This is a genomic window from Nocardioides sp. NPDC023903, from assembly GCF_040639295.1.
In the GTDB taxonomy this organism is placed as follows: domain Bacteria; phylum Actinomycetota; class Actinomycetes; order Propionibacteriales; family Nocardioidaceae; genus Nocardioides.
In genome coordinates, this window is record NZ_JBEZZS010000029.1 from 48,553 (window position 1) to 68,104 (window position 19,552).

General features: G+C 69.2%; 18 protein-coding genes. 5 read left to right on the plus strand and 13 right to left on the minus strand.

Features of this window, described 5'->3' with window-relative positions; translation table 11 throughout:
* Window positions 1-61 precede the first annotated feature (61 nt).
* The 9 genes from AB0F44_RS23540 to AB0F44_RS23580 form a co-directional block, all read right to left on the minus strand.
* Complete coding sequence (locus AB0F44_RS23540; protein ID WP_357359092.1) at window positions 62-1,816, minus strand: hypothetical protein; 1,755 nt, start codon at window positions 1,814-1,816, stop codon at window positions 62-64.
* Between the two features lie 68 nt (window positions 1,817-1,884).
* On the minus strand, window positions 1,885-2,466 hold the full coding sequence (locus AB0F44_RS23545) for a hypothetical protein (protein ID WP_357359093.1): 582 nt from the start codon (window positions 2,464-2,466) through the stop codon (window positions 1,885-1,887).
* Window positions 2,463-3,083 carry a helix-turn-helix transcriptional regulator gene (locus AB0F44_RS23550; RefSeq protein ID WP_357359094.1) on the minus strand — a complete coding sequence of 207 codons (621 nt, stop codon included), beginning with the start codon at window positions 3,081-3,083 and terminating at the stop codon, window positions 2,463-2,465. The genes AB0F44_RS23545 and AB0F44_RS23550 overlap by 4 nt, the downstream gene beginning before the upstream one ends.
* A 45-nt stretch (window positions 3,084-3,128) precedes the next feature.
* On the minus strand, window positions 3,129-4,889 hold the full coding sequence (locus AB0F44_RS23555; RefSeq protein ID WP_357359095.1) for a hypothetical protein: 1,761 nt from the start codon (window positions 4,887-4,889) through the stop codon (window positions 3,129-3,131).
* 69 nt (window positions 4,890-4,958) lie between these two features.
* Window positions 4,959-5,687, minus strand: coding sequence for a class I SAM-dependent methyltransferase (locus tag AB0F44_RS23560; protein ID WP_357359096.1), 729 nt, complete (start codon window positions 5,685-5,687; stop codon window positions 4,959-4,961).
* Window positions 5,688-5,760: 73 nt separating this feature from the next.
* Window positions 5,761-6,252 (minus strand): pantetheine-phosphate adenylyltransferase, encoded by a 492-nt coding sequence (gene coaD, locus AB0F44_RS23565; RefSeq protein ID WP_350661889.1) that lies wholly within the window; start codon window positions 6,250-6,252, stop codon window positions 5,761-5,763.
* Window positions 6,253-6,302: 50 nt separating this feature from the next.
* The gene (rsmD, locus tag AB0F44_RS23570; RefSeq protein ID WP_357359097.1) at window positions 6,303-6,866 is read right to left on the minus strand and encodes a 16S rRNA (guanine(966)-N(2))-methyltransferase RsmD; all 564 of its coding nucleotides are present in this window, start codon (window positions 6,864-6,866) and stop codon (window positions 6,303-6,305) included.
* A gap of 9 nt (window positions 6,867-6,875) precedes the next feature.
* Complete coding sequence (locus AB0F44_RS23575) at window positions 6,876-9,140, minus strand: ATP-dependent DNA helicase RecG (RefSeq protein ID WP_357359098.1); 2,265 nt, start codon at window positions 9,138-9,140, stop codon at window positions 6,876-6,878.
* Between the two features lie 13 nt (window positions 9,141-9,153).
* Complete coding sequence (locus tag AB0F44_RS23580; protein WP_357359099.1) at window positions 9,154-10,788, minus strand: DAK2 domain-containing protein; 1,635 nt, start codon at window positions 10,786-10,788, stop codon at window positions 9,154-9,156.
* 239 nt (window positions 10,789-11,027) lie between these two features.
* Between AB0F44_RS23580 and AB0F44_RS23585 the strand changes: the two genes are divergently transcribed.
* Together AB0F44_RS23585 and rpmB are read left to right on the plus strand one after the other, a co-directional pair.
* Complete coding sequence (locus AB0F44_RS23585; protein WP_357359100.1) at window positions 11,028-12,056, plus strand: methyltransferase domain-containing protein; 1,029 nt, start codon at window positions 11,028-11,030, stop codon at window positions 12,054-12,056.
* 125 nt (window positions 12,057-12,181) lie between these two features.
* Window positions 12,182-12,367, plus strand: a complete 186-nt coding sequence (gene rpmB / locus AB0F44_RS23590) for a 50S ribosomal protein L28 (RefSeq protein ID WP_141803692.1) — start codon at window positions 12,182-12,184, stop codon at window positions 12,365-12,367.
* Window positions 12,368-12,553: 186 nt separating this feature from the next.
* Here rpmB and AB0F44_RS23595 read toward each other — a convergent pair whose 3' ends face one another.
* The gene (locus AB0F44_RS23595) at window positions 12,554-13,510 is read right to left on the minus strand and encodes a thiamine-phosphate kinase (protein ID WP_357359101.1); all 957 of its coding nucleotides are present in this window, start codon (window positions 13,508-13,510) and stop codon (window positions 12,554-12,556) included.
* A gap of 155 nt (window positions 13,511-13,665) precedes the next feature.
* Between AB0F44_RS23595 and AB0F44_RS23600 the strand changes: the two genes are divergently transcribed.
* Complete coding sequence (locus AB0F44_RS23600; RefSeq protein ID WP_091049571.1) at window positions 13,666-13,902, plus strand: Lrp/AsnC ligand binding domain-containing protein; 237 nt, start codon at window positions 13,666-13,668, stop codon at window positions 13,900-13,902.
* 39 nt (window positions 13,903-13,941) lie between these two features.
* The gene (locus tag AB0F44_RS23605) at window positions 13,942-14,898 is read left to right on the plus strand and encodes a D-alanine--D-alanine ligase (RefSeq protein ID WP_350661902.1); all 957 of its coding nucleotides are present in this window, start codon (window positions 13,942-13,944) and stop codon (window positions 14,896-14,898) included.
* Window positions 14,899-15,006: 108 nt separating this feature from the next.
* Here the strand turns inward: AB0F44_RS23605 and AB0F44_RS23610 are convergent, their stop codons facing one another.
* The 3 genes from AB0F44_RS23610 to AB0F44_RS23620 are packed head-to-tail and all read right to left on the minus strand — an operon-like array spanning window position 15,007 to window position 18,394.
* Window positions 15,007-16,122: a hypothetical protein gene (locus AB0F44_RS23610; RefSeq protein ID WP_357359102.1), complete on the minus strand. Its 1,116-nt coding sequence runs from the start codon at window positions 16,120-16,122 to the stop codon at window positions 15,007-15,009.
* A gap of 20 nt (window positions 16,123-16,142) precedes the next feature.
* On the minus strand, window positions 16,143-17,633 hold the full coding sequence (murF, locus tag AB0F44_RS23615; protein ID WP_357359103.1) for a UDP-N-acetylmuramoyl-tripeptide--D-alanyl-D-alanine ligase: 1,491 nt from the start codon (window positions 17,631-17,633) through the stop codon (window positions 16,143-16,145).
* Window positions 17,634-17,656: 23 nt separating this feature from the next.
* Window positions 17,657-18,394: an alpha/beta hydrolase gene (locus tag AB0F44_RS23620; RefSeq protein ID WP_357359104.1), complete on the minus strand. Its 738-nt coding sequence runs from the start codon at window positions 18,392-18,394 to the stop codon at window positions 17,657-17,659.
* A gap of 87 nt (window positions 18,395-18,481) precedes the next feature.
* Here AB0F44_RS23620 and AB0F44_RS23625 point away from each other — a divergent pair, with 87 nt between their 5' ends.
* Window positions 18,482-19,549: a PLP-dependent transferase gene (locus tag AB0F44_RS23625; protein WP_357359105.1), complete on the plus strand. Its 1,068-nt coding sequence runs from the start codon at window positions 18,482-18,484 to the stop codon at window positions 19,547-19,549.
* Window positions 19,550-19,552 lie beyond the last annotated feature (3 nt).

Consider the following 19,552-nt stretch of genomic DNA (forward strand, 5'->3'; position numbering starts at 1 on the left):
CATGCTCTGGCCGCGTGTCCTTAGAGTTCGCTCTTGTCTTCGGATGTACGCGCCCTGGCGACTAGGGCAGCCTGCTGGAGGTCCTGGTGCCGTCGGGCTGGACCGTGACAGCCCGCTTCTCGAACGGCTCCAGCGAGCGGTGCGCCCAGATGCGGAAGCGCTTGTGTTCTTCCGCGATCAAGACCTCGGCGCAAGGCTCGTAGTCCTTCTCGATCGCGGTCTCCACCCAGCCGCCGCGGGCCATCGCAGTCGTCTGCAGCACCACCGGGACCTCTCCGCTGGCCATCATCGCCGTCAGCTGCTTCTCGTTGCGACCGAAGTCGTAGTGGAACAGGTAGAACGGCGTCGGGTTCTCGACATCGAGGGCGTCATACAGCGACAGCTGGTTGCCCAACACGAAAGCCGTACGGCCTCCCTTCAAACACCGTGTCATCTCGGGTCGTATCGCGTCTCCCCAGACCTCGGCGGCCTCGAGCTGACGACTGTCCCGGCTCAGGTCGTCGACGTGCTCGACGGCTGCGGCCAGGGGAACCACTCCCAGGACGAGGCAGGCACCCGCGGATACGGCGACCAGCCTCGCCCGCAGCCTCGTGCCGATCATCATGACGCTGACCGCGAGCACGAGGAGCAGCGGACCGATCAGGCTGTGGGCACCGAATCCGAACGCAAGAGCTGCATCCACCCACGCCGCCCCCGCCGCGAACCCCACAATCGCGGTCATCGTCTGCCAACCGGACATGGACCTCGGCCGGCTCGGCAACGAGATCTGGTCCCTGCGGTCGTACGCGTCGCAGAGGACGAAGATCAGAGCCGCGAACACCAGAGCACTCACGGTCTCGGCGTGCCCGGGCCCGGGACGCCGGATGGGGACGGTCGCGAGAAGAAGAGCGCACAACGCGAGGAACCGCGTCGGGTCGCTCGCCAGACGCCAGATGACCGGCACGAACACCAGCAGCAGGAGGAAGGGATAGACAGCGACGATCTCGTAGCCCTCCCCGTCGGACGGCACGTCGAAGAAGGGCCAGCCGAAGTGGTTCGGAAACTGCTGGGCCTGACCGAAGACGACCTGGCGGTTGAACTCGGCGAGGCTCATTCCGTAGCCGATCCGGTAGAACAGCACCTCCGACACGACTCCGACCAGGATTCCGGCGGCGAGGGCGACACATCGGGTCAGCCCATCCCGCACCGCTGCCTCGTCCCGCCCGAAGAGCTCGTACAGTCCCGCCGCACCGGTCAGCAGGATCGCCAGCTCGACGTGCTGCCAAAAGAGTGCCGCCGGCACCAGCACCCGCACGACCAACGACCAGCGTCCGGAGTCGAGCCGACCGCCGGGCAGGAGGATGAACGCGAAGACGACAGGGAGGACGTACTTCACCTGAGCGGGCGACGCGAGCGTCAGGACGGCCAGCGCCATCGCGGCGATCGCAGCCGGATGTACGCGTCTGCGCAGCCCCATCGCGGCCACGAGGATGGCAGACAGCGTCACGCCGAAGAAGCGGCCCAGGAAGAACTCCCACCACAGAGGATCGCCACCGGCCAGGCGATAGACCAGGCTGTTCACCCACCACGAACCGGCGTTCCAGCCGTGCTGGAAGTCGACCAGCGGGACCGCACCCTCGGCCGTGAGCTTGCCGAGGTAGTACTGCGCTCCCCTGTCCCCGGTCAGCGGCTCCATCTGCGCGGTGAGGGTGTAGGCCGCATGTACGACGGCGACGACGACGATCACCGCGAAGGTCGCCCATCTGACCGGGCCGATGGGTTCACGCGCTCGGCTTGCGTCCGAGGGGACCGCTGTCGTGGCCGACGCATCGAGCATGCTCCGAAAGTACGCGCTGTCGCATCCAACTGGGCGCGGAACGCTGGGACCTACGTCCTGAAGCCCCGTCAGATCTGCTCAGCGCGATGCTTGATCAGTCGCGACGCGTCCTGTGCCCCAAGCCTGATCTCCCGTTCCACGTCGTTGCCGTCCACGATGAACTCGAGTGCGCCCTCATCGGTATAGAAGCGACGTACCAACGCCTCGAGTTCCTCCGCCTCGCTCAGGCCCAGGCGAACAGCCAGCGCGACGATGTCATCAGCGTCCTTTGCGCGCTGCGCGATGAGCTTCGTCGCGAGCAAGAAGTCGTCAGATGCGTACGTGACTCGAAGCCCCGGCATCGCCGGAGGCTCGAACACCTCCGGCGAGAGCGGCGGCATCCACATATTCGCATTGGAGTTGAGCCAGTTCGCAGGCAGACCACGTTCCTCGGCCAGCGCGCGAGCCTCCTCGATCACCACCGGCTGGCGGGTGATGCCATCGACATCGACGGTGACGCGATTCTCCCGGATCCCGCTCGCGGCAATCGCGGCGCCGCCGACCACGAAGACCGACGCCGCGACTCCTTGGTCCCGCAGTCGCTCGTCGAGCACCGACAGCAACGCCTGGATCTCGGCCGCGGTGAACTCGTGTCGCCGGTCGATACTCATGCCGTGGCCAGGTCACGCTCGGGAACGTAGATGCGGAGGCGTCGGAGCCAGAGCGGGGTCCGGTCGACGACCCGCTCCGGGCTGAGGAAAGGATGGGGAGGCTGCCACTCCTCGTCGAGCGGTTCGATCTGCGTCCACTCCGGCGCGAGGTGGCCAGCCTCCTCGAACTCGTGCGATGCGAGCGCAGCAAGCAGGGCGTCGAAACCAGTGTCTCCGGTCGGTCCGGGGACAGCCTCCCAAGAACCCGTCAGGTCAAGGTCGGCGTAGGCGGTGTCGGTGAGCATCAGGCGGAGATGATCGCGCCCCTGGAGCAACATCCGCCATGCCCAGGCCCGCTCCCCCGCCCGCAGAGCACGACGGATGTCGGTAGCGGTCTCGGGCGCCGACATCAGCCGCCGCTCGTCGGCGTCCGCGAGGGCCTTGGCCAACCGGTTCGCTCGGGCACAGAACCAAGCAGACGGCCTCGTGGCGCCCCTCAGATAGGTCGACATCCGCGGCGCCGACGTCCCGACCGCGCGCGCGAACGCGGCCTGCGACAGCCCACTGATCGCAACCGATCGGCGCAGGGCGTCGATGACCTCCTGGGTGTCGCGGTCGGGCTTCTGTGGCTGCACCATGCCAGCATACCACTTGGGCATTATCAGATCCGATAACGCTCGGAGTCAGTCCTGCTTCGTCGGGATGCGTTCACCGTCGCGGACGGTGAGATCGCGCTGGGCGATGTCGCCGCGGGACTTGTGGGTCCAGATCGTGACAGTCGTCGCCTGCTTCTCGATCCTCACGACCGAGCACGGGACGTAGTTCGTGCGGATCGCGTCAGTGAGCCAGGGCTGCGGCGTGTGCAGCGGCATCGTCTCGATGATGACCGGGATCGAGCCGTCCTCGAGCTGGGGCACCAGCACGTCCTCGTACTGCGCGAAGTCGTAGTGGAACAGGTAGTAGGGGGTCGGGTTGGTGATCGCCAGCGCGTCGTAGAGCTCGAGATAGTTCGGCATCACCAGTGCCTCGCGGGTGCCGCCGCTGCAGCGTTCGTACTCCGGGCCCGCCCAGCGGGCGATCGAGTCGCTCACCGCAAAGGACTTCGCATCGCCTCGCATGTCGTCGAGGTGGTCGACGGCGGCAAGAGCGGGTACGCAGCCCAGCACGACCAGGGCGCCGGCGGAGACCGCTGCGGTGGCGCGGCCGAGGAAGGCTGCGCCGAGGGTCGCTCCGGCGATCGCCAGCGCCACCAGGAGAATCGCACCGAGCATGCTCTGCAGGCCGAAGCCGATCCAGAGGGTGGCGGCTGCCCAGGTGGCGCCGGCTGCGGCCAGAAGTAGTACCAGAGCCGACCGTGTTGGTTTCGACACGGATTCGCTCGTTCCTCGCGAATCCGGCTCAACCGACCGCGGGGGCGTACGGCGCTCGTAGAGCTCGGCGACCGCCAGGACGACGGCGAGGAGGACGAGGGCGGAGACGGTGGTGGTGTGGGGGTTGTCGACGCGGCGGATCGGGACGACGACGAGGACCAGCCCGGCCAGCGCGACCAGCCGGGTGGAGTCCGAGATCCGCTGCCACACCAGCGGCACGAAGGGAATCAGCAGCGCGAACGGGTAGAGCGCCAGGATGAAGAAGCGCCCCGACTCGGTCGGCAGGTCGAAGAAGTTCCAGACGGCGTACTGCGACCCCTCGTGGGTCTCGGTCTGCCCGAGGATCACCTGCCGGTTGAAGTCGGCGAAGGAGAGCCCCCACAAGACCTTGTACGCCACCGCCTGGACGACCAGGCCGAGCACGAATCCACCGGCCAGCTGGACGCAGTTGAGGATCCGGGTGCGCCAGGGCGCGGAGCGCCGCGCAAACAGCTCGAAGAGCCCCGAGGCGCCGGTGAGGAGCACGGCCAGCTCGACGTACTGCCAGAAGACGAGGGCCGGGAGGAGCACCCGCGCGGCCGCGGCCAGGCGCGGGCGTGACTCGAGCCAACCGGTCGGCAGCAGGACGAAGACCCAGAGCAGGCAGATCGTGTACTTGATGTGCAGCGGGGTCGCCAGCAGGAGCACCCCGAGCGCAATCGCGATCATCACGGCCGGGTGCAGCCGCAGTCGGAGCCCGATGGCGGCGGCGAGGACCGCGCCGAGGCCAGCGCCGAGGAGGCGGCCCCAGAGGAAGTACCAGATCGTCGGACTGCCGCCGGCGATCGCGTAGAGCGCCGCGTTGACCCAGAACGAGCCGGCGTTCCAGCCGTGCTCGAAGTCGACCAGCGGGATCGCGCCGTGGGCGGTGATCTTGGCCAAGTGGTACTGCGCACCGAAGTCCTGGGTCAGGAACGAGCCGTTCTGGGCGCCGACCGCGTAGGCCGCCCAGACCAGCGCCGCGACGCAGACCCCGGCGAACGTCGCCCAACGCACAGCTCCGACTGGTTCGTTTCGCTCCCCCGGTGATGCCATGCGCCAGACCTTAGAGCGCGCAAGCGGCGGCGTGGATAATCCACGCCGCCGCTCACGAAACGTACGAGATCAGCCCTTCGTCAGGACCGATGTGCGCTCAGGGTAGGGCAGGGTCGGGGTGAGACCGGCGTGGATGGTCTCCTTCATCCCCGAGGCAGCGATGGCCTCGACGTAGCGCTTGCGGCGGCTGTTGTCGAAGACGATGACCCCGCCGGGAGCGAGCCGGTCCTTGGCCTTCTCCAGGCACGCCTCACGGGCACGCCCGTCGATCACCACGAGGTCGAACTCGCCGTCGACGTCGTCGATGGAGTTGACGTACGCCTCGAAGTCGAGGCCCGCGTGGCCCTCCTTCTGCGAGGGGACGACGGGGTTGTCGCTGGCGACCGGCTCGATGACCCGCAGCGAGATCTTCTCCTCGCCGGCGAGCTCGGCCTGCATCATCTCGCCGAAACCCTTGTGGTGCTCGACGGAGTGGATCTCGTCGGCGCGACGGGAGAGCCAGATGGTGGAGGCGCCGGAGCCGTACTCATAGATCCGGATCGGGCGCTCACGCTCGCCCAGCCAGGCGTCGACGGCGGCGATCGCGTCGTAGGTCCACCACGGCACGTCGAGCTTCGCCATCGCCAGCGAGTCGTAGACCTTGGTCAGCGAGTGGGCCCAGTGACGCCAGCGCTGCTCGACCGGCGGCGCGGTCTCCTTCGCGAGTCCCGTCTTCGTCAGCCCGCGACCGACGGCCTTGAGGGAAGCGGCGTAGGACTGCTTGGCCAAGGAAAGCGGGGAACGGCCTGAGGTGGACATTGATCTCCAGGGAAAGGATTGTCGGGTAGCCCAAAGGAACTGCCCAGTAGACGATACCGGCGAACGGTGCCGCTTACTCGGAACGTTCTGCCAAACGCTTGGTGAGTCGTGCAAGAACATCCGGCGGCAGGAAAGCCGACACATCCCCACCGAAATGGGCCATCTCCTTGATCAGCGAGGAGGAGACCGCCGCCCAGCGCGGGTCGTTGAGCAGGAAGACGGTCTCGACGCCGGTCATGTGGGCGTTCATCTGCGCCATCGGCGCCTCGTACTCGAGGTCGGGCGCCCCGCGCAGCCCCTTCACGATCGCCTGGGCGTCGATCTCGACACAGAAGTCGGTGACCAGGCCGGTGAACCCCTGGACCCGTACGTTGCCCAGCGGAGCGGTCACCTCGGTGATCATCTCCATCCGCTCCTCGGCAGTGAACAGGCGCTTCGACTTCGACGGGTTGACCCCGACGGCGACGACGACCTCGTCGAACATCGCCGAGGCGCGGGTGAAGATGTCGAGGTGGCCGAACGTGGGCGGGTCGAACGAACCCGGGCACACCGCACGACGCGTCATTGTCTCTTCTTCTCCCATTCGATCAGTTCAGCCGGTCAGTCCGGCTGGGTTCAGTCCGGCGCGATGCCGTACCAGAGCATGGTCTCGCCGTACTTCTTCGACTTCTGGTCGGTGAACCCGTCGGGCCAGACCGGCTCGGGGCTGCGCGCGGACCGCTCGACGACGACCAAGGCGCCCGGGACCAGCCAGTCGTGCTTGATCAGCAGCGCGATGTCCTCGGAGACGGCGTCGTCGGAGAGCGGGTAGGGCGGGTCGAGGAAGACCAGGTCGTAGGGGGCCACCGGCGGCGTCACCAGGGTGCTCGCCACGGTGGCCGCGACCACGTCGGCCCGCGGGAAGCCGAGCTCCTTCGCGTTGGACCGGATCACCCCAGCCGTACGCCGGTCCGACTCGACCAGGGTCACCACTCCGGCGCCGCGCGACCATGCCTCCAGCCCGACCGCGCCGGTGCCGGCGTAGAGGTCGAGGAAGCGCAGTCCGGCCAGGGATCCGTAGGAGGACTCGATCGCCGAGAAGAGCGCCTCGCGGACCCGATCGGTGGTGGGACGGGTCCGCACCCCCTTGGGAGCGAGTAGGCGTCGCCCTCCTGCGACACCTCCGATGATCCGAGTCATTGGGACACCTTAGGACTTTTCCAAGTAGTCGGCGGAAGCGGACTCCTCGATCTCGGTGACCCGCTCGGCCAGGAGCGGTGCGGTGGCGAGATCCGGGTCGGCCTCGAGCAGCGCCTCGGCCGCTTCGCGCGCCTCCAGGATGGTCTCCTCGTCGCGGAGCACACGCAGGCTCTCCAGGCTCGATCGCCGGCCCGACTGGGAGGCGCCGAGCACGTCTCCTTCGCGGCGCTGGTCGAGGTCGACCCGGGACAGCGCGAACCCGTCGGTGGTCTGGGCGACCGCGTCGAGGCGGGTCCGGGCCGGCGTGCCGGCCTCGGCGTGGGAGACGAGCAGGCACAGCCCGTGCAGCCCGCCACGGCCGACCCGGCCACGTAGCTGGTGGAGCTGGGAGACCCCGAAGCGGTCGGCGTCGAGAATGACCATGGTGGTGGCGTTGGGTACGTCCACGCCGACCTCGATCACGGTGGTGGCGATCAGCACATCGATGTCGCCGGCGGCGAAGGCGCTCATGGTGCGCTCCTTCTCCTCGGCGGGCAGCTTGCCGTGGAGCTTGGCGACGCTGAGCCCCTGCAGCGGGCCGGTGGTCAGCTCCGCGGTGACCTCGTCGACGGCGGAGAGCTGGGCCGGAGCGGCCTTGACCTCGTTGCCGTCGGCGTCGAAGTCACGCTGGTCGCTCTCGCCCTGCTCCGACTCGTCGCCGCTGATCCGCGGAGCGACGACGTAGACCTGGTGGCCCTTCTCGACCTCTTCCCTGACGCGTTCCCACACCCGGGAGATCCACGCGGGATGTTCCACGAGCGAGACCAGGTTGGTCTGGATCTCAGCGCGTCCGGCCGGGAGCTCGGTGAGCGTGGAGACCTCGAGGTCGCCGAAGACGGTCATCGCGACCGTGCGCGGGATCGGCGTCGCGGTCATCACCAGCAGATGCGGTGGGGTGCCGGCCTTGTCGGTCAGGGCGGCCCGCTGCTCGACACCGAAGCGGTGCTGCTCGTCGACGACGACCAGGCCGAGGTCGTCGAACATCACCTGGTCCTGGAGCAGGGCGTGGGTGCCGACGACGATCCCGGCCTCGCCGGTGGCGATCCGGCTCAGCGGCCCCTTGCGCTGGGTCTTGGTCATCGAGCCGGTGAGCAGGTCGACATGGGTCTGCTCCTGGTCGCCGGCGAAGAGCCCGCCGGCCAGGCCGCTGGCGGCCAGGTCGCCGAGCATCGCCGTGATCGATCGGTAGTGCTGCTGGGCGAGGACCTCGGTCGGCGCCAGCAGCGCGGCCTGGCCCCCGGAGTCGACCACCCGCAGCATCGCGCGCAGCGCGACCAGCGTCTTGCCGGAGCCGACCTCGCCCTGGAGCAGGCGGTTCATCGGGTGGGGCTGGGCCAGCGCCGCCTCCAGCTCCTCCCCGATCTCCGCCTGTCCCTTGGTGAGGGTGAACGGCAGCTGCTCGTCGAAGGCCTCGAGCAGGTGGTGGACCCCGCCGGTGCGGGCGGTGGTGCCCAGCGCCTGGAGCGCCCGCCGCCGGCGCCCCAGCACGAGCTGCAGCCCGAGCGCCTCCTCGAACCGGAAGCGGTGCAGGGCGCGCTGGACGTCCTTGGGCTCATGGGGCGCGTGGATCAGGTCCAGTGCGTCGCGCAGCCCCGGGACGGCGTACGTCTCCCGGAGCTGCTCCGGGAGCACGTCGGTGACATCCTCGACGACCTGCCGGGCGAACCGCACCGCGCGCATCACGTCCCAGTGCTGGAGCCCGGCGGTGAGCGGGTAGATCGGGAAGAGCTCGGTCAGCTCCTCGACCGCCATCTGGTTGTCGGCCGCCTCGGCGGCGTTCTCGGAGTCGGACGGGTCGCCGAAGACGACCATCTGCGGGTTGGCCAGCTGCCACTCGCCGCGGAACGATCCGGCCTTGCCGACGAAGACGCCGCGGACGCCCGGGGCGAGCACGCCGCGGCGCCACTCGGCGATCCGCTGAGACTTGGAGAAGAAGGTGAGCTGCAGGTCGGCGGTGCCGGCCTTGAGCTGGGTCTCGACGCGGAAGGCGGGCCGGCCGGTGCGGCGGTCGGTGTGCTGGCGTACGACGCTGCGGACCACCTCGCCGAGCACCGTGAGCATCTCGCCCTCATGCAGCTGCGGCGTCTGGCTGAGGTCGGCGGTGCGCAGGTAGCGCCTGGGAAAGTGGTAGAGCAGGTCGCCGACGGTGCGCAGCCCGAGACCCTTGGTGAACTTCGTGGCGTGCTTGCTGTTGCCCAGCACGGCCTCGATCGGGGACTCGAGGGTGATCGGCACCGTCTCTTCTCCTCTACTCGACCGACATCAGGAGGGGATAACGCTCCTGGCCTCCGTCGTACACCATCACATCTACGGCCGGATGGTTGGCAGCCAGCCACGCCGCGACGGCACCGGCGAGCTCGCCCGTGGGGTCCTCGAGGCCGGAGACCAGCGTCACCAGCTCGCCACCACCACCGATGAGCCGGGCGAGCACGTAGGTCGCACATCTCTCGAGGTCCTGGCCGACCTTGACGAAGTCTCCGTCGAGCACCCCGAGCGCGTCACCCGGCATACACGGCCCGGCCATGGTAATCGCTCGGGTGTTCGAGATGGTGACCGCGCCGTGCCGCGCGTGTCGCGCGGTGGCGGTCATCTCGAGCACGTCCTTGTCGAACTTCCGGCCGGGCTCGTGGACCGCGATCGCCGCCAGCCCCTGCACCTGGCTGCGGGTCGGGATCACCGCGACATTGATGTCGAGGTCGTCCTCGGCGGTGCGGGCCGCGGCCTCGGCCGACTGCCGGGTCGGGAAGTCGTTGGGGAGCACGATCACCTCGTCGGCACCGGAGGCGGTGATCGCCTCGAGCAGCTCGGAGGTCGTCGGGCGCCGGTGCGGGCCGCCCTCGATCACGATCGCGCCGGCACCGCGGAAGAGCTCGGCCAGACCCGGCCCGGCCGCGAACGCGATCACCGCCCGGCCGCCGCGAGTGGCGTGGCGATGGGCCTGTCCGGCGATCTGCTCGGCGAAGTGGGTCACGTGGATCCGGTGGGGCCGCCCGGCGTTGATCCCGGCCTCGATGGCGGCGCCGACGTCGTCGACGTGGACGTGCACGTTCCAGATGCCCTCGCCACCGACCACGACCAGCGAGTCGCCCAGCGGCTGGAGCCGCTTGCGGAGGTCGGCGATCGCGGCGTCCTCGGCGTCGAGCAGGTACATCACCTCGTACGCCGGGCCACCGGGCTCCAGCGCGTGGCCGTCGGCCCCGCCCAGTGCCGCCGGGATCGGGATCGGGATGTGCGGGGTGGGTTCCTGCGGACTGGGCCGGCGCCCGGTCAGGGCGGTCTCGAAGGCGTCGAGAAGCACGCAGATCCCGCGGCCGCCGGCATCGACGACCCCGGCAGCGGCGAGCATGGGCAGCTGCTCCTGCGTACGGGCAAGAGCGGCGCGGGCCGCGCTGGCGGCGACCGACATCACGTCGCGGGTGCGTGCGGCCTCGTCGATCTCGACGCACGCCTCAGCCGCCTCCGCGGCTGCCCGGAGCACGCTGAGCATGGTCCCCTCCTGGGGCTCCCCCACCGCGGCGTACGCGGCGTTGGCGGCCTTGCGCAGCGCGTCGGCGAAGACCGTGGCGGTGCGCTCCTCCTCGGTGGCCTGGATCAGCCGGCGCAGCAGGGCGCCGATCATCTCGGCCAGGATCACACCCGAGTTGCCGCGGGCGTCGAGCAGCGCGCCGCGCGAGAAGGCGCGCAGTCCCTCGCGCCAGTCGGTGCCGGTGAACTCGCGCAGCCGGTCACGGGCCGCGGCGATCGTGAGGTAGAGGTTGGTGCCGGTGTCGCTGTCGGGCACCGGGAAGACGTTTAGCGCGTCGATCTCCTCGCGATGGGACGCCAGCGCGTCGGTCGCCAGGTCGCCGAACCGGCGGAACAGATCGAGCTTGACCTCGGCCACGCTGCCCTCCCTACTCCTCGACACCCCTGCATACACCCAGACACCGTGACGCCGGGCACAAATCCCGGTATCGCGGCCCCAAGGGTAGGCGGTCTCTGGGTACGGGGTAAACGACGGGTGAACAAATCCGAGGCTGCAGCAAAGACACGAGCGAGTAACAACTTCTACCGAGTCATCCCCTGCGCCGGTGACGATCCATCCCTAGTGTGGAGACCTCCCCAACGCCGAAGGACTCACGGATGTCGATCCCGACCCCGACCCCACGCGCGAAACGCGTCAACGAACTCTTCGACTTCTCGGCCGGGCACGGCCTGGAGATCGGACCTCTGCACCAGCCACTCGTCCCCCGAGATGCCGCGGAGGTCGCCTATCTGGACCTCTATGACCGCGACCGGCTCTACGAGTCGTACGGCGAGCATTCCCGGGTGAACCACGCCACCATCCCCGAGATCGACTATCCGATGTGGGACGGCACCCGGATGCGTACGCTCGAGGAGGCCGCCAAGGACGGCGCCCCGTTCGACTGGGCGCTGGCCAGCCACGTGGTCGAGCACGTCCCTGACCTGGTCGGTTGGCTGGCGCAGGTCGAGGCCGTCGTCGCTCCCGACGGGGCCCTGGTCCTTGTCGTCCCCGACCGGCGCTACACCTTCGACGCCCACCGACCGCCGACGACGATGGGCCAGATCCTGCAGGCCCACGAGGCCGGCGACACCACCCCGTCCGTACGCGCCGTCTTCGACCACCACCGGTCCGCGGTCAACCACGACCCCAAGCGGCTCCACCACCGCGGCCCGAGCGAGGCCGAGACCTGCATCCACGACCTCGGCTACACCAGGACCCAGGTCGAGCGGGCCCGTCGAGGCGAGTACGTCGACTGCCACGTGTGGACCTACACCGACCGCTCGTTCCCCGAGATCATCGCCGAGCTGCGCCGCCTGGGGCTGACCGGCTGGTCGGTCGAGTCCCTCCTGCCCGTGCCCGAGAACGACATCGAGTTCTACGTCGTCCTGCGCCGCGGCCTCTCCCCCGACCTCCCCGCGGTGCCCGCCATCCCGGACTGGGTCGAGCAGGGCATCGAGCTGCGCGACGAGGTCGCCAAGCTCCGGGAGGTCGTCGCGGACCAGCGGAGGCGGCTCGAGTCGCAGCGCAAGCAGCTCGCCGGCCAGCGCACCGAGATCGACGATCTGCGCGGGTCGAAGCGGTGGAAGCTGGCCACCGCGCTGGCCGCACCGCTGGACAGGTGGCGGGATCGCCGCTCGGAGAAGTGACGATTTCGCCGGGCACAGTCGGACGGGCTACGCTTGTTCGGTTGTCTCGGCAGGGCAGCCGTTCATCGCGCCCGCCGACACTATCTAATCGACCTCGATCATCTATTCAACCTCAGGAGTTCACGGTGGCTGCCGTCTGCGACATCTGCGACAAGAAGCCGGGCTTCGGCAACAACCGGCCGTGGTCCAAGAAGGCGACCAGGCGCCGCTTCGACCCCAACATCCAGCGCGTCCGCGCCGTCATCAACGGCACCCCGAAGCGCATGAATGTCTGCACGACCTGCATCAAGGCCGGCAAGGTCGCTCGCTGACCTCAAAGCACGAAGGGCCCCGCGGCAGCGCGCAAACGCTGAGCGGGGCCCTTCTGCTTTGATCCGATAGGCGCTGACTCGGCGCAAACGGACCGGAGCGAAGCGAGGACCGGATTGCGCCGAGTCAGCGCAATCCCGACGCAAGCCGGACCGAAAAACAAACCGAGACACGGGTCTTCTGGACGCTCAGAAGTGCGTCCACCCCGTCGACCCCTCATAGACCTCCCCGTCGACCGTGACCGGCTCCCCACCAGGCTCGCCGATCGTCCCGATCACGATCCACCCCTCCGGCAGCTCGACATCAGGCGGGAACGCGGCGAGCAGCGAGTGATCCTCTCCCCCGCCCAGCACGAACGCGAGCGCGTCGGCGCCGGTCGCCGAGGCGACGGCGTTGAGCTCGTCGGGGATGGTCAGCGCGGCGGTGTGCACGTCGATGGAGACCTCCGAGGCATCGGCGATGTGCCGGGCCTCGGACAGGAGACCGTCGGAGACGTCGATCAGCGCCGAGGCACCGGCGGCAGCGGCAGCGGGGCCGGCTGCGTACGGCGGTTGCGGGCGGCGGTAGGCGTCGACGAGCACGCGTGGTGACCGGAACCCTCGCTTGAGGATCGCCAGGCCGGCCGCGGCCCACCCCTGGCGGCCGCAGAGCGCGAGTACGTCGCCGGGCTCCGCGCCCGAGCGCAGGACCGGTGCCTGGGCGACCGCGCCGATGGCGGTCACGGAGATGACGATCTGGTCGGCGCCGGTGACGTCACCGCCGATGATGGAGGCTCCGACCAGCGAGCACTCCGCGGCGAACCCCTCCGCGAAGTCGACCGCCCACTCGGCGGGAAGGTCCGAGGGAAGGGCGAGCCCGAGGGTCATCGAGTGGGCGACGCCACCCATCGCGGCGATGTCAGCGAGGTTCTGACCCGCCGCCCGGTGACCGATGTGGGACGCCTCGGCCCAGTCCCGCCGGAAGTGACGGCCCTCGACGAGCAGGTCGGTCGAGACCACCACATGACCCTGCTTGACCCGCACCAGCGCGGCGTCGTCGCCGGGGCCGACCAGCACCTGCTCCCCCTGGGCGAAGTGCTTGGTCATCTCGGTGATCAGCCCGAACTCGCCGATGTCGGCGAGCGTCGTGTCCCTCGGAAAAGCCATGGCTCCATCCAACCCTCCTCGCCACGCGCGGAGATACCGGGACACGCATCACCGTGTCTTATCCCCAGGGTCGGTGTAGGTCGATCGATAGATAACGCGATAGGTTACTTGCCTGACGTTGTGCCAAGGAAGGCACGGAGAACAGGAGCAGCACAATGGTCGTACAGGCGTACATCCTCATCCAGACCGACGTCGGCAAGGCCGCGGAGGTCGCCACCGAGATCGGCAAGATCCAGGGTGTGACCCTGGCTGAGGACGTCACCGGTCCGTACGACGTGATCGTCCGCGCCGAGGCCCGCAACGTCGACGAGCTCGGCAAGCTGGTCGTGGCCCGCGTCCAGAGCCTCGAGGGCATCACCCGCACCCTGACCTGCCCGGTCGTCCACATCTGAGATTGACGGCTCTTCCCGGCCGTCTGTTAGAACGAACTCATGAGCACACCTCCCCTTTCCGGACCTGTCGCCGTCATCGCCGGCGGGCTGAGCCACGAGCGCGACGTGTCGCTGGCCTCTGGCCGCAACCTCGTGCGCGAGCTGTCGGCGCTGGGCGTGGAGGTGGCTGCGTACGACTTCGACCGGGCGCTGCTGCACAACCTCGAACGCGACAAGGCGGTCGTCGCGCTGCCGGCTCTGCACGGCCAGTTCGGTGAGGACGGCGAGATCCAGACGCTCCTGGAGCTGATCGGGATCCCGTACGTCGGCACCGTCTCCACCTCCTGCCGCGTCGCGTTCGACAAGACGGCCGCCCGCGAGCTCCTGCGCCGCGGGGGCATCCCCGTGCCGGACTCGGTCTCGCTGTCGTCCACGACGTTCCGCGACGTCGGCGCGCCGGTGCTGATGGAGCACGTCATCTCGCGGTTGGGTGAGCGGGTCGTGGTCAAGCCCTCGCGCGGCGGCTCGGCGCTCGGCGTCACCGGCGTCGACGGCCTCTCCGCCCTCCCCGCCGCCCTGGTCAAGACCTACGCCTACTGCGACGAAGCGCTCATCGAGCGCTTCTACGCCGGCATCGACGTCTCCGTGGTCGTCCACGAGACCGATGACGGGGTCAAGCCGCTGACCCCGATCGCCATCGACTTCAGCAAGGGCCACGAGTTCGACTTCGCGGCGCGCTACACCGCCGAGTTCGTCGGCTTCGGCCGCCCCGACCTCCCCGACGCGCTGCTCGCCGAGCTCGGCGAGACCGCCGTACGTGCCCACGAGCTGCTCGGCATGCGCGACATCTCCCGCACCGACTTCATGGTCACCCCCGACGGCAGCTTCGTCGTCCTCGAGGTCGCCATCACCCCCGGCGCCACCGAGACCAGCGTCTTCCCCTTCGCCGCGAAGCACGACGGCACCTCCATGGGCGAGGTCACCCTCGCCCTGCTCAAGCGCGCCCTGTCGCGCTGACCCGGCGGCACGCCGAGTCGGCTCATCCTGACGCAAAACCACGCCGAGTCGGCGCGTTAAGACGCGCCGACTCGGCGTGGTTTTCGGTCAGCTTGCGCCGACTCGGTGTCAGCTGAGGCCGGTGAGCTTGCCGGCGATGCCGCCGGCGGCCTTGAGGGCCACGCCCTCCTCGAAGTTCCGGGTGACCTGGGGGATGTGCTTCTCGGCCTCGGCGATGGCGCTGGTGAGGACCTCGGAGGCGGGGGTGTCGGGCCACAGGTAGAGCGAGAGGGCGCCGGGGATCGAGTTGACCTCGTTGATGTAGACCTCACCCTTGCCGTCGGAGAGGAAGTCGATGCGGAGGATGCCGGTCAGGCCGGTGAGCTCCACGACGCGTACGGCCAGGTCCTTGATCTGCTTGGTGATCGACTCCTCGACCTGGGCCGGGAACTCGCGCGGGGAGGAGGAGAGACCGTCGGTGTGGACGTACTTGGCGGAGTAGTCGTACATCTTCGCCTCGTCCGAGCGCAGCGGACGCTCGACGTCGCTCACCGCGACCTCGGGCGCGGTGCGCACCGAGGCGTTGAGGTCGAAGAGGTCGGGACGGTACGGCTCGACGACCGCGCCCGCACGCAGGTGCGGGGAGGTGTTGAGGAGCGCCAGGCCGGTCTCGTAGTCGTCGACGACCTCGATGCCGATCGAGGAGCCACCGAAGCGCGGCTTGACGATGTAGGGGCCCTCGAAGGACGGCGCGGCGTAGCGCGACAGAAGCTCACGAGAAAGCGACGGGAGGCCGGCGTTGAGCATGACCGCACCGAAGGCGAGCTTGTCCATGCCGAGCGCGGCCGCGGCCGGGGTCGCACCGGTCGCCTTGAGGCCGGCGAGCTCGAAGAGCCACTGGATGCCGCCGGCCTCGCCCGCGCCGCCGTGGAAGGCGGAGAGGATCGGGCCGGTCTCGAGGCGCTTGCCGCCGCCGAAGCCGCCGACGGTGTAGAACCCGTCGCCCTTGTCGGAGCCGAGGCGGAACTCGACGGCCTTGGAGCCCTTCGGCTCGCCGCCGAGGAAGTCACGCGCCTCCTGCTTGGCGGGCACCAGGAACCACTTGTCGGAGCGCGCCCAGTAGAGGCACGTCACCTCGACGCCGGCACCGGAGAGGACCCGCTCGGCCTGCAGGCCGGTGAGGATGCTGATGTCGTGCTCGGCGCTGGGACCGCCGAAGACGATGGTGGCCTTGGTAACGCTCATGGTGAAAGCTCCTGGGGGTCCTACGCGTAGTGGTCGGGGAGGTCGTTCTCGTACAGCACCACGTCGCCCTCCTTGGCCGCGGTCAGAGCATGATCCGCTGCCGCCTTACGGCTCTCGAACGCAGTGGTTCGCGCTGGCTCCCCCGAGCGCAACGCTTTTCGGTTGGTGCGACCGACGATGCACAGCCGCATCTTGTCGGAGGCCGTGGCAGCCTGCGCGAACTCGATGTTGCGCGCGGCCTGCTCAGTGCCCAGCTCGACCATACCGGGCGTGATGGTCCACACCGTGCCCGACTCCCCCGCCAGCCGCTTGGCCTTCGCGAGGGCCGCGGCGGCGCCGGTCGGGTTGGAGTTGAAGGTGTCGTCGATGACCCACACGCCGCCGGGCGTCTTGTTGGCCTCGGCGCGGTGGGGGGTGCCGGGGATCGACCCCAGCCGCTGGGTGATCGTCTCGATCGGGACCTCGACCGCGAGGGCGAGGCCGACGGCGATCGCCACGTTGATCGGGTGCCCGACCTCGTCGGGCAGCTGGACGGCGTACGTCTCGCCATTGATCTGGAGGGCAGAGTCGGCCACCACGACCTCGGCGGTGGTGCCCGGCACGGCGGAGCAGGCGATGACGCGCTTGCTGGCGCGGAGGTTCTCGGCGATGAGGGCGAGCTCGGGTACGTCGATGTTGAGCACCACGGTCGAGGCCTTCGGGAGGATCTCCGACTTGGCCTTCACGATCGTCTCGCGCGACTTCATCCGCTCCAGGTGGGCCTCGCCGATCGTGGTGATGGCGGCGACCTCGGGCGGGAAGATCTCGGTCAGCTCGGCGATCTCGCCGGGGCCGTACGTCCCCATCTCGGCCACGAAGATGTCGGTGCCGGGCTGGAGGCGGTCGTTGACCGCGCGGGAGAGGCCCATCGCGTTGTTGAAGCTCGCCGGCGAGGCCAGCGTCGACCAGCGGCCCTGCATCAGGTGGGTGGCGTAGTTCTTCGTCGAGGTCTTGCCGTAGGAGCCGGTGATCGCGACGATCCGCGGGTTGACCTTCTTGATCGTGGCGGCCGCCTGGACCTGCCACTTCTTCGCCATCGCCTTCTCGATCGGCCACATGATCGCCAGCGCCGCCTCGGCGAGCGGGACCGCGAGGATCGGGAGCAGACCGGCGGCGGCCGGGACGACCAGCGCGACCACGACGGTGACGATCGCGTGCAGCACGAAGATCACGGCCGCCAGGCGCTTGACGCGGTCGGTCCACACCAGCCGCTTGGCACCGGTGAAGCTCATCCCCACCGGCCAGCCGATGAACAGCAGCGCGCCGACGAGCGCGCCGTAGGGGAGCACGAACGAGGCCAGGCAGACCACGACGACCGCGCCGAGCAGGATCGCCTCGACCGGGCGTGCCTTGATCCAGATCCACTCGATCGCGAACAGCCGCGTCGGCTCGTAGTGCTCACGCTGAGCGACCCGCAGCCAGCGGTAGTAGGAGACCAGGGTCAGCGCGGAGGTGACCAGGACGATCCACATGCTTCTTCTTCAGCCCCTCAGATTCAAAACGTACGCAGTTCGTCGATCGAGCCTCGCAGGCTCTTGACCAGCCCGGCATCGAGCAGGTGCGCCGAGCCGGGCACGATCTCCAGGGTTGCGTTGTCCCCCAGGATCTCCATGGCCTCACCGGGCATCCAGACCGGTGCGGCGGTGTCGTTCTCACCCCAGATCAGGCGGACCGGAAGGTCCTTCGGGATGGCCGCCAGCTGGTCTGTGTAGTCGTCGTTGACGGCCTTCACCAGCACTTGGCGCATGACGCCCTTCGCGTTCCGGTAGTCCGATGATCCGTACTTCTCCCGCAGCTGCTCCATCTTTGACTCTGGGATGAGCTTCTTCGAGTACGCCCAACGACCGGCCCGGTAAGCAAGCTTGGGCTTCCCGCCGACCTTGGGGCGGAAGAGGGGCACGCCGGTGAGCACGACCCCACGGACGAGCTCGGGATGTGCAGCAGCGAGCTGGACCGAGACACGGCCGCCGAAGGAGTGCCCAACGAGAACCGGTCGATCGAGATCCCGAAGGATCTCGGCAAGCCACTCGGCGTACTCCCTCGTACCCCAGCCCTCCTCGGGGGCCGGGGTCGCGCCGAAGCCGGGCTGGTCGAGCGCGAGCGCGTCCAGGCCCTCGAGCGTCGAGCCCCAGTCGCTGCGGTTGCGCGCCCAGCCGTGCAGGGCCACGACGGTGGCAGCATCCTTGCCGTGCTTCTCACCGAAGGCACGTCCATCCAGCAGGGTCGTCAACACGGCCGCAACCTTATCCGGGACCATGCGCTGACCCGTAACCGCGCGGCGCGTGAGCCCGGTTGCCGACCGGGCAATAGGGTCGAAGTCATGGATCACAAGCCCGCCACGATCGCCGTCCACGCCGGGCGGCCGGCCCACGAGCCCGACCAGCCGCTCAACGTACCGATCACCATGGCCTCGACCTATGTGGCCGGCGGGGACAAGGAGTACGGGCGCTACACCAACGACGCGTGGGTGGCGTTCGAGGAGGCGCTCGGGAAGCTCGAGGGCGGGCGGGCGCTGTCGTTCGCCTCCGGGCTCGCGGCGATCGCGACGCTGCTCGACCTGGTCAACGACTCGGTGGTCGTGGCGACCGAGCAGAGCTACCTGGGGACCATCGGCCAGCTGGCCGATCTGGAGGGGCGCGGCCGGCTGACCGCACGCCTCACGGACTTCTCCGACACCGCCGCGGTCGTGAAGCTGCTCGAGAAGCTCGACGGCGAGGTCGCGCTGGTCTGGGTCGAGACGCCGACCAACCCGGGGATGCAGCTCGCCGACCTGCCGGCCGTCATCGCCGCCGCACACAAGGCCGGGGCGCGGGTCGTGGTCGACAACACCTTCGCCACTCCGCTGCTCCAGCAGCCGCTCGCGCTCGGCGCGGACATCGTCATCCACTCGGCCACCAAGTTCATCGCCGGCCACTCCGATGTCGTCATGGGGGCGGTCGTCGTCTCCGACGACACGCTGTGGGACGTACTCAAGGCCCGTCGCGACCTCCTCGGCGCGATCCCCGGCCCGTTCGAGGCGTGGCTGGCGCTTCGCGGGATTCGTACGTTGCACCTGCGCGTCGAGCGCTCCTCCGCCAACGCGGCGATCCTCGCCGAGCGCCTGGCCGCACACCCGGCGGTCGCTGAGGTCCGCTACCCCGGGTTCGGCGGCATGCTCGCGGCCGTCCTGCCGACCGCGGAGCAGGCCGACCTGCTGACCCACTCGACCTCGCTGTGGGTCCATGCGACCTCGCTGGGCGGCGTGGAGTCCACCTTCGAGCGCCGTCGGCGCTGGAAGACCGAGTCGGCGACGGTGCCTGACGGGCTGGTGCGGATGTCGGTCGGGGTCGAGGACGTCGACGACCTCTGGGCCGACCTGCTCCAGGCCCTGGACCGCATCGAGAGCTGATCG

Coding starts and splice junctions, on each gene's coding strand:
- AB0F44_RS23540 (WP_357359092.1), bottom strand. CDS start 1,816: ATGCTCGATGCGTCGGCCACGACAGCGGTCCCCTCGGACGCAAGCCGA.
- AB0F44_RS23545 (WP_357359093.1), bottom strand. CDS start 2,466: ATGAGTATCGACCGGCGACACGAGTTCACCGCGGCCGAGATCCAGGCG.
- AB0F44_RS23550 (WP_357359094.1), bottom strand. CDS start 3,083: ATGGTGCAGCCACAGAAGCCCGACCGCGACACCCAGGAGGTCATCGAC.
- AB0F44_RS23555 (WP_357359095.1), bottom strand. CDS start 4,889: ATGGCATCACCGGGGGAGCGAAACGAACCAGTCGGAGCTGTGCGTTGG.
- AB0F44_RS23560 (WP_357359096.1), bottom strand. CDS start 5,687: ATGTCCACCTCAGGCCGTTCCCCGCTTTCCTTGGCCAAGCAGTCCTAC.
- coaD (WP_350661889.1), bottom strand. CDS start 6,252: ATGACGCGTCGTGCGGTGTGCCCGGGTTCGTTCGACCCGCCCACGTTC.
- rsmD (WP_357359097.1), bottom strand. CDS start 6,866: ATGACTCGGATCATCGGAGGTGTCGCAGGAGGGCGACGCCTACTCGCT.
- AB0F44_RS23585 (WP_357359100.1), top strand. CDS start 11,028: ATGTCGATCCCGACCCCGACCCCACGCGCGAAACGCGTCAACGAACTC.
- AB0F44_RS23595 (WP_357359101.1), bottom strand. CDS start 13,510: ATGGCTTTTCCGAGGGACACGACGCTCGCCGACATCGGCGAGTTCGGG.
- AB0F44_RS23600 (WP_091049571.1), top strand. CDS start 13,666: ATGGTCGTACAGGCGTACATCCTCATCCAGACCGACGTCGGCAAGGCC.
- AB0F44_RS23605 (WP_350661902.1), top strand. CDS start 13,942: ATGAGCACACCTCCCCTTTCCGGACCTGTCGCCGTCATCGCCGGCGGG.
- AB0F44_RS23610 (WP_357359102.1), bottom strand. CDS start 16,122: ATGAGCGTTACCAAGGCCACCATCGTCTTCGGCGGTCCCAGCGCCGAG.
- murF (WP_357359103.1), bottom strand. CDS start 17,633: ATGTGGATCGTCCTGGTCACCTCCGCGCTGACCCTGGTCTCCTACTAC.
- AB0F44_RS23625 (WP_357359105.1), top strand. CDS start 18,482: ATGGATCACAAGCCCGCCACGATCGCCGTCCACGCCGGGCGGCCGGCC.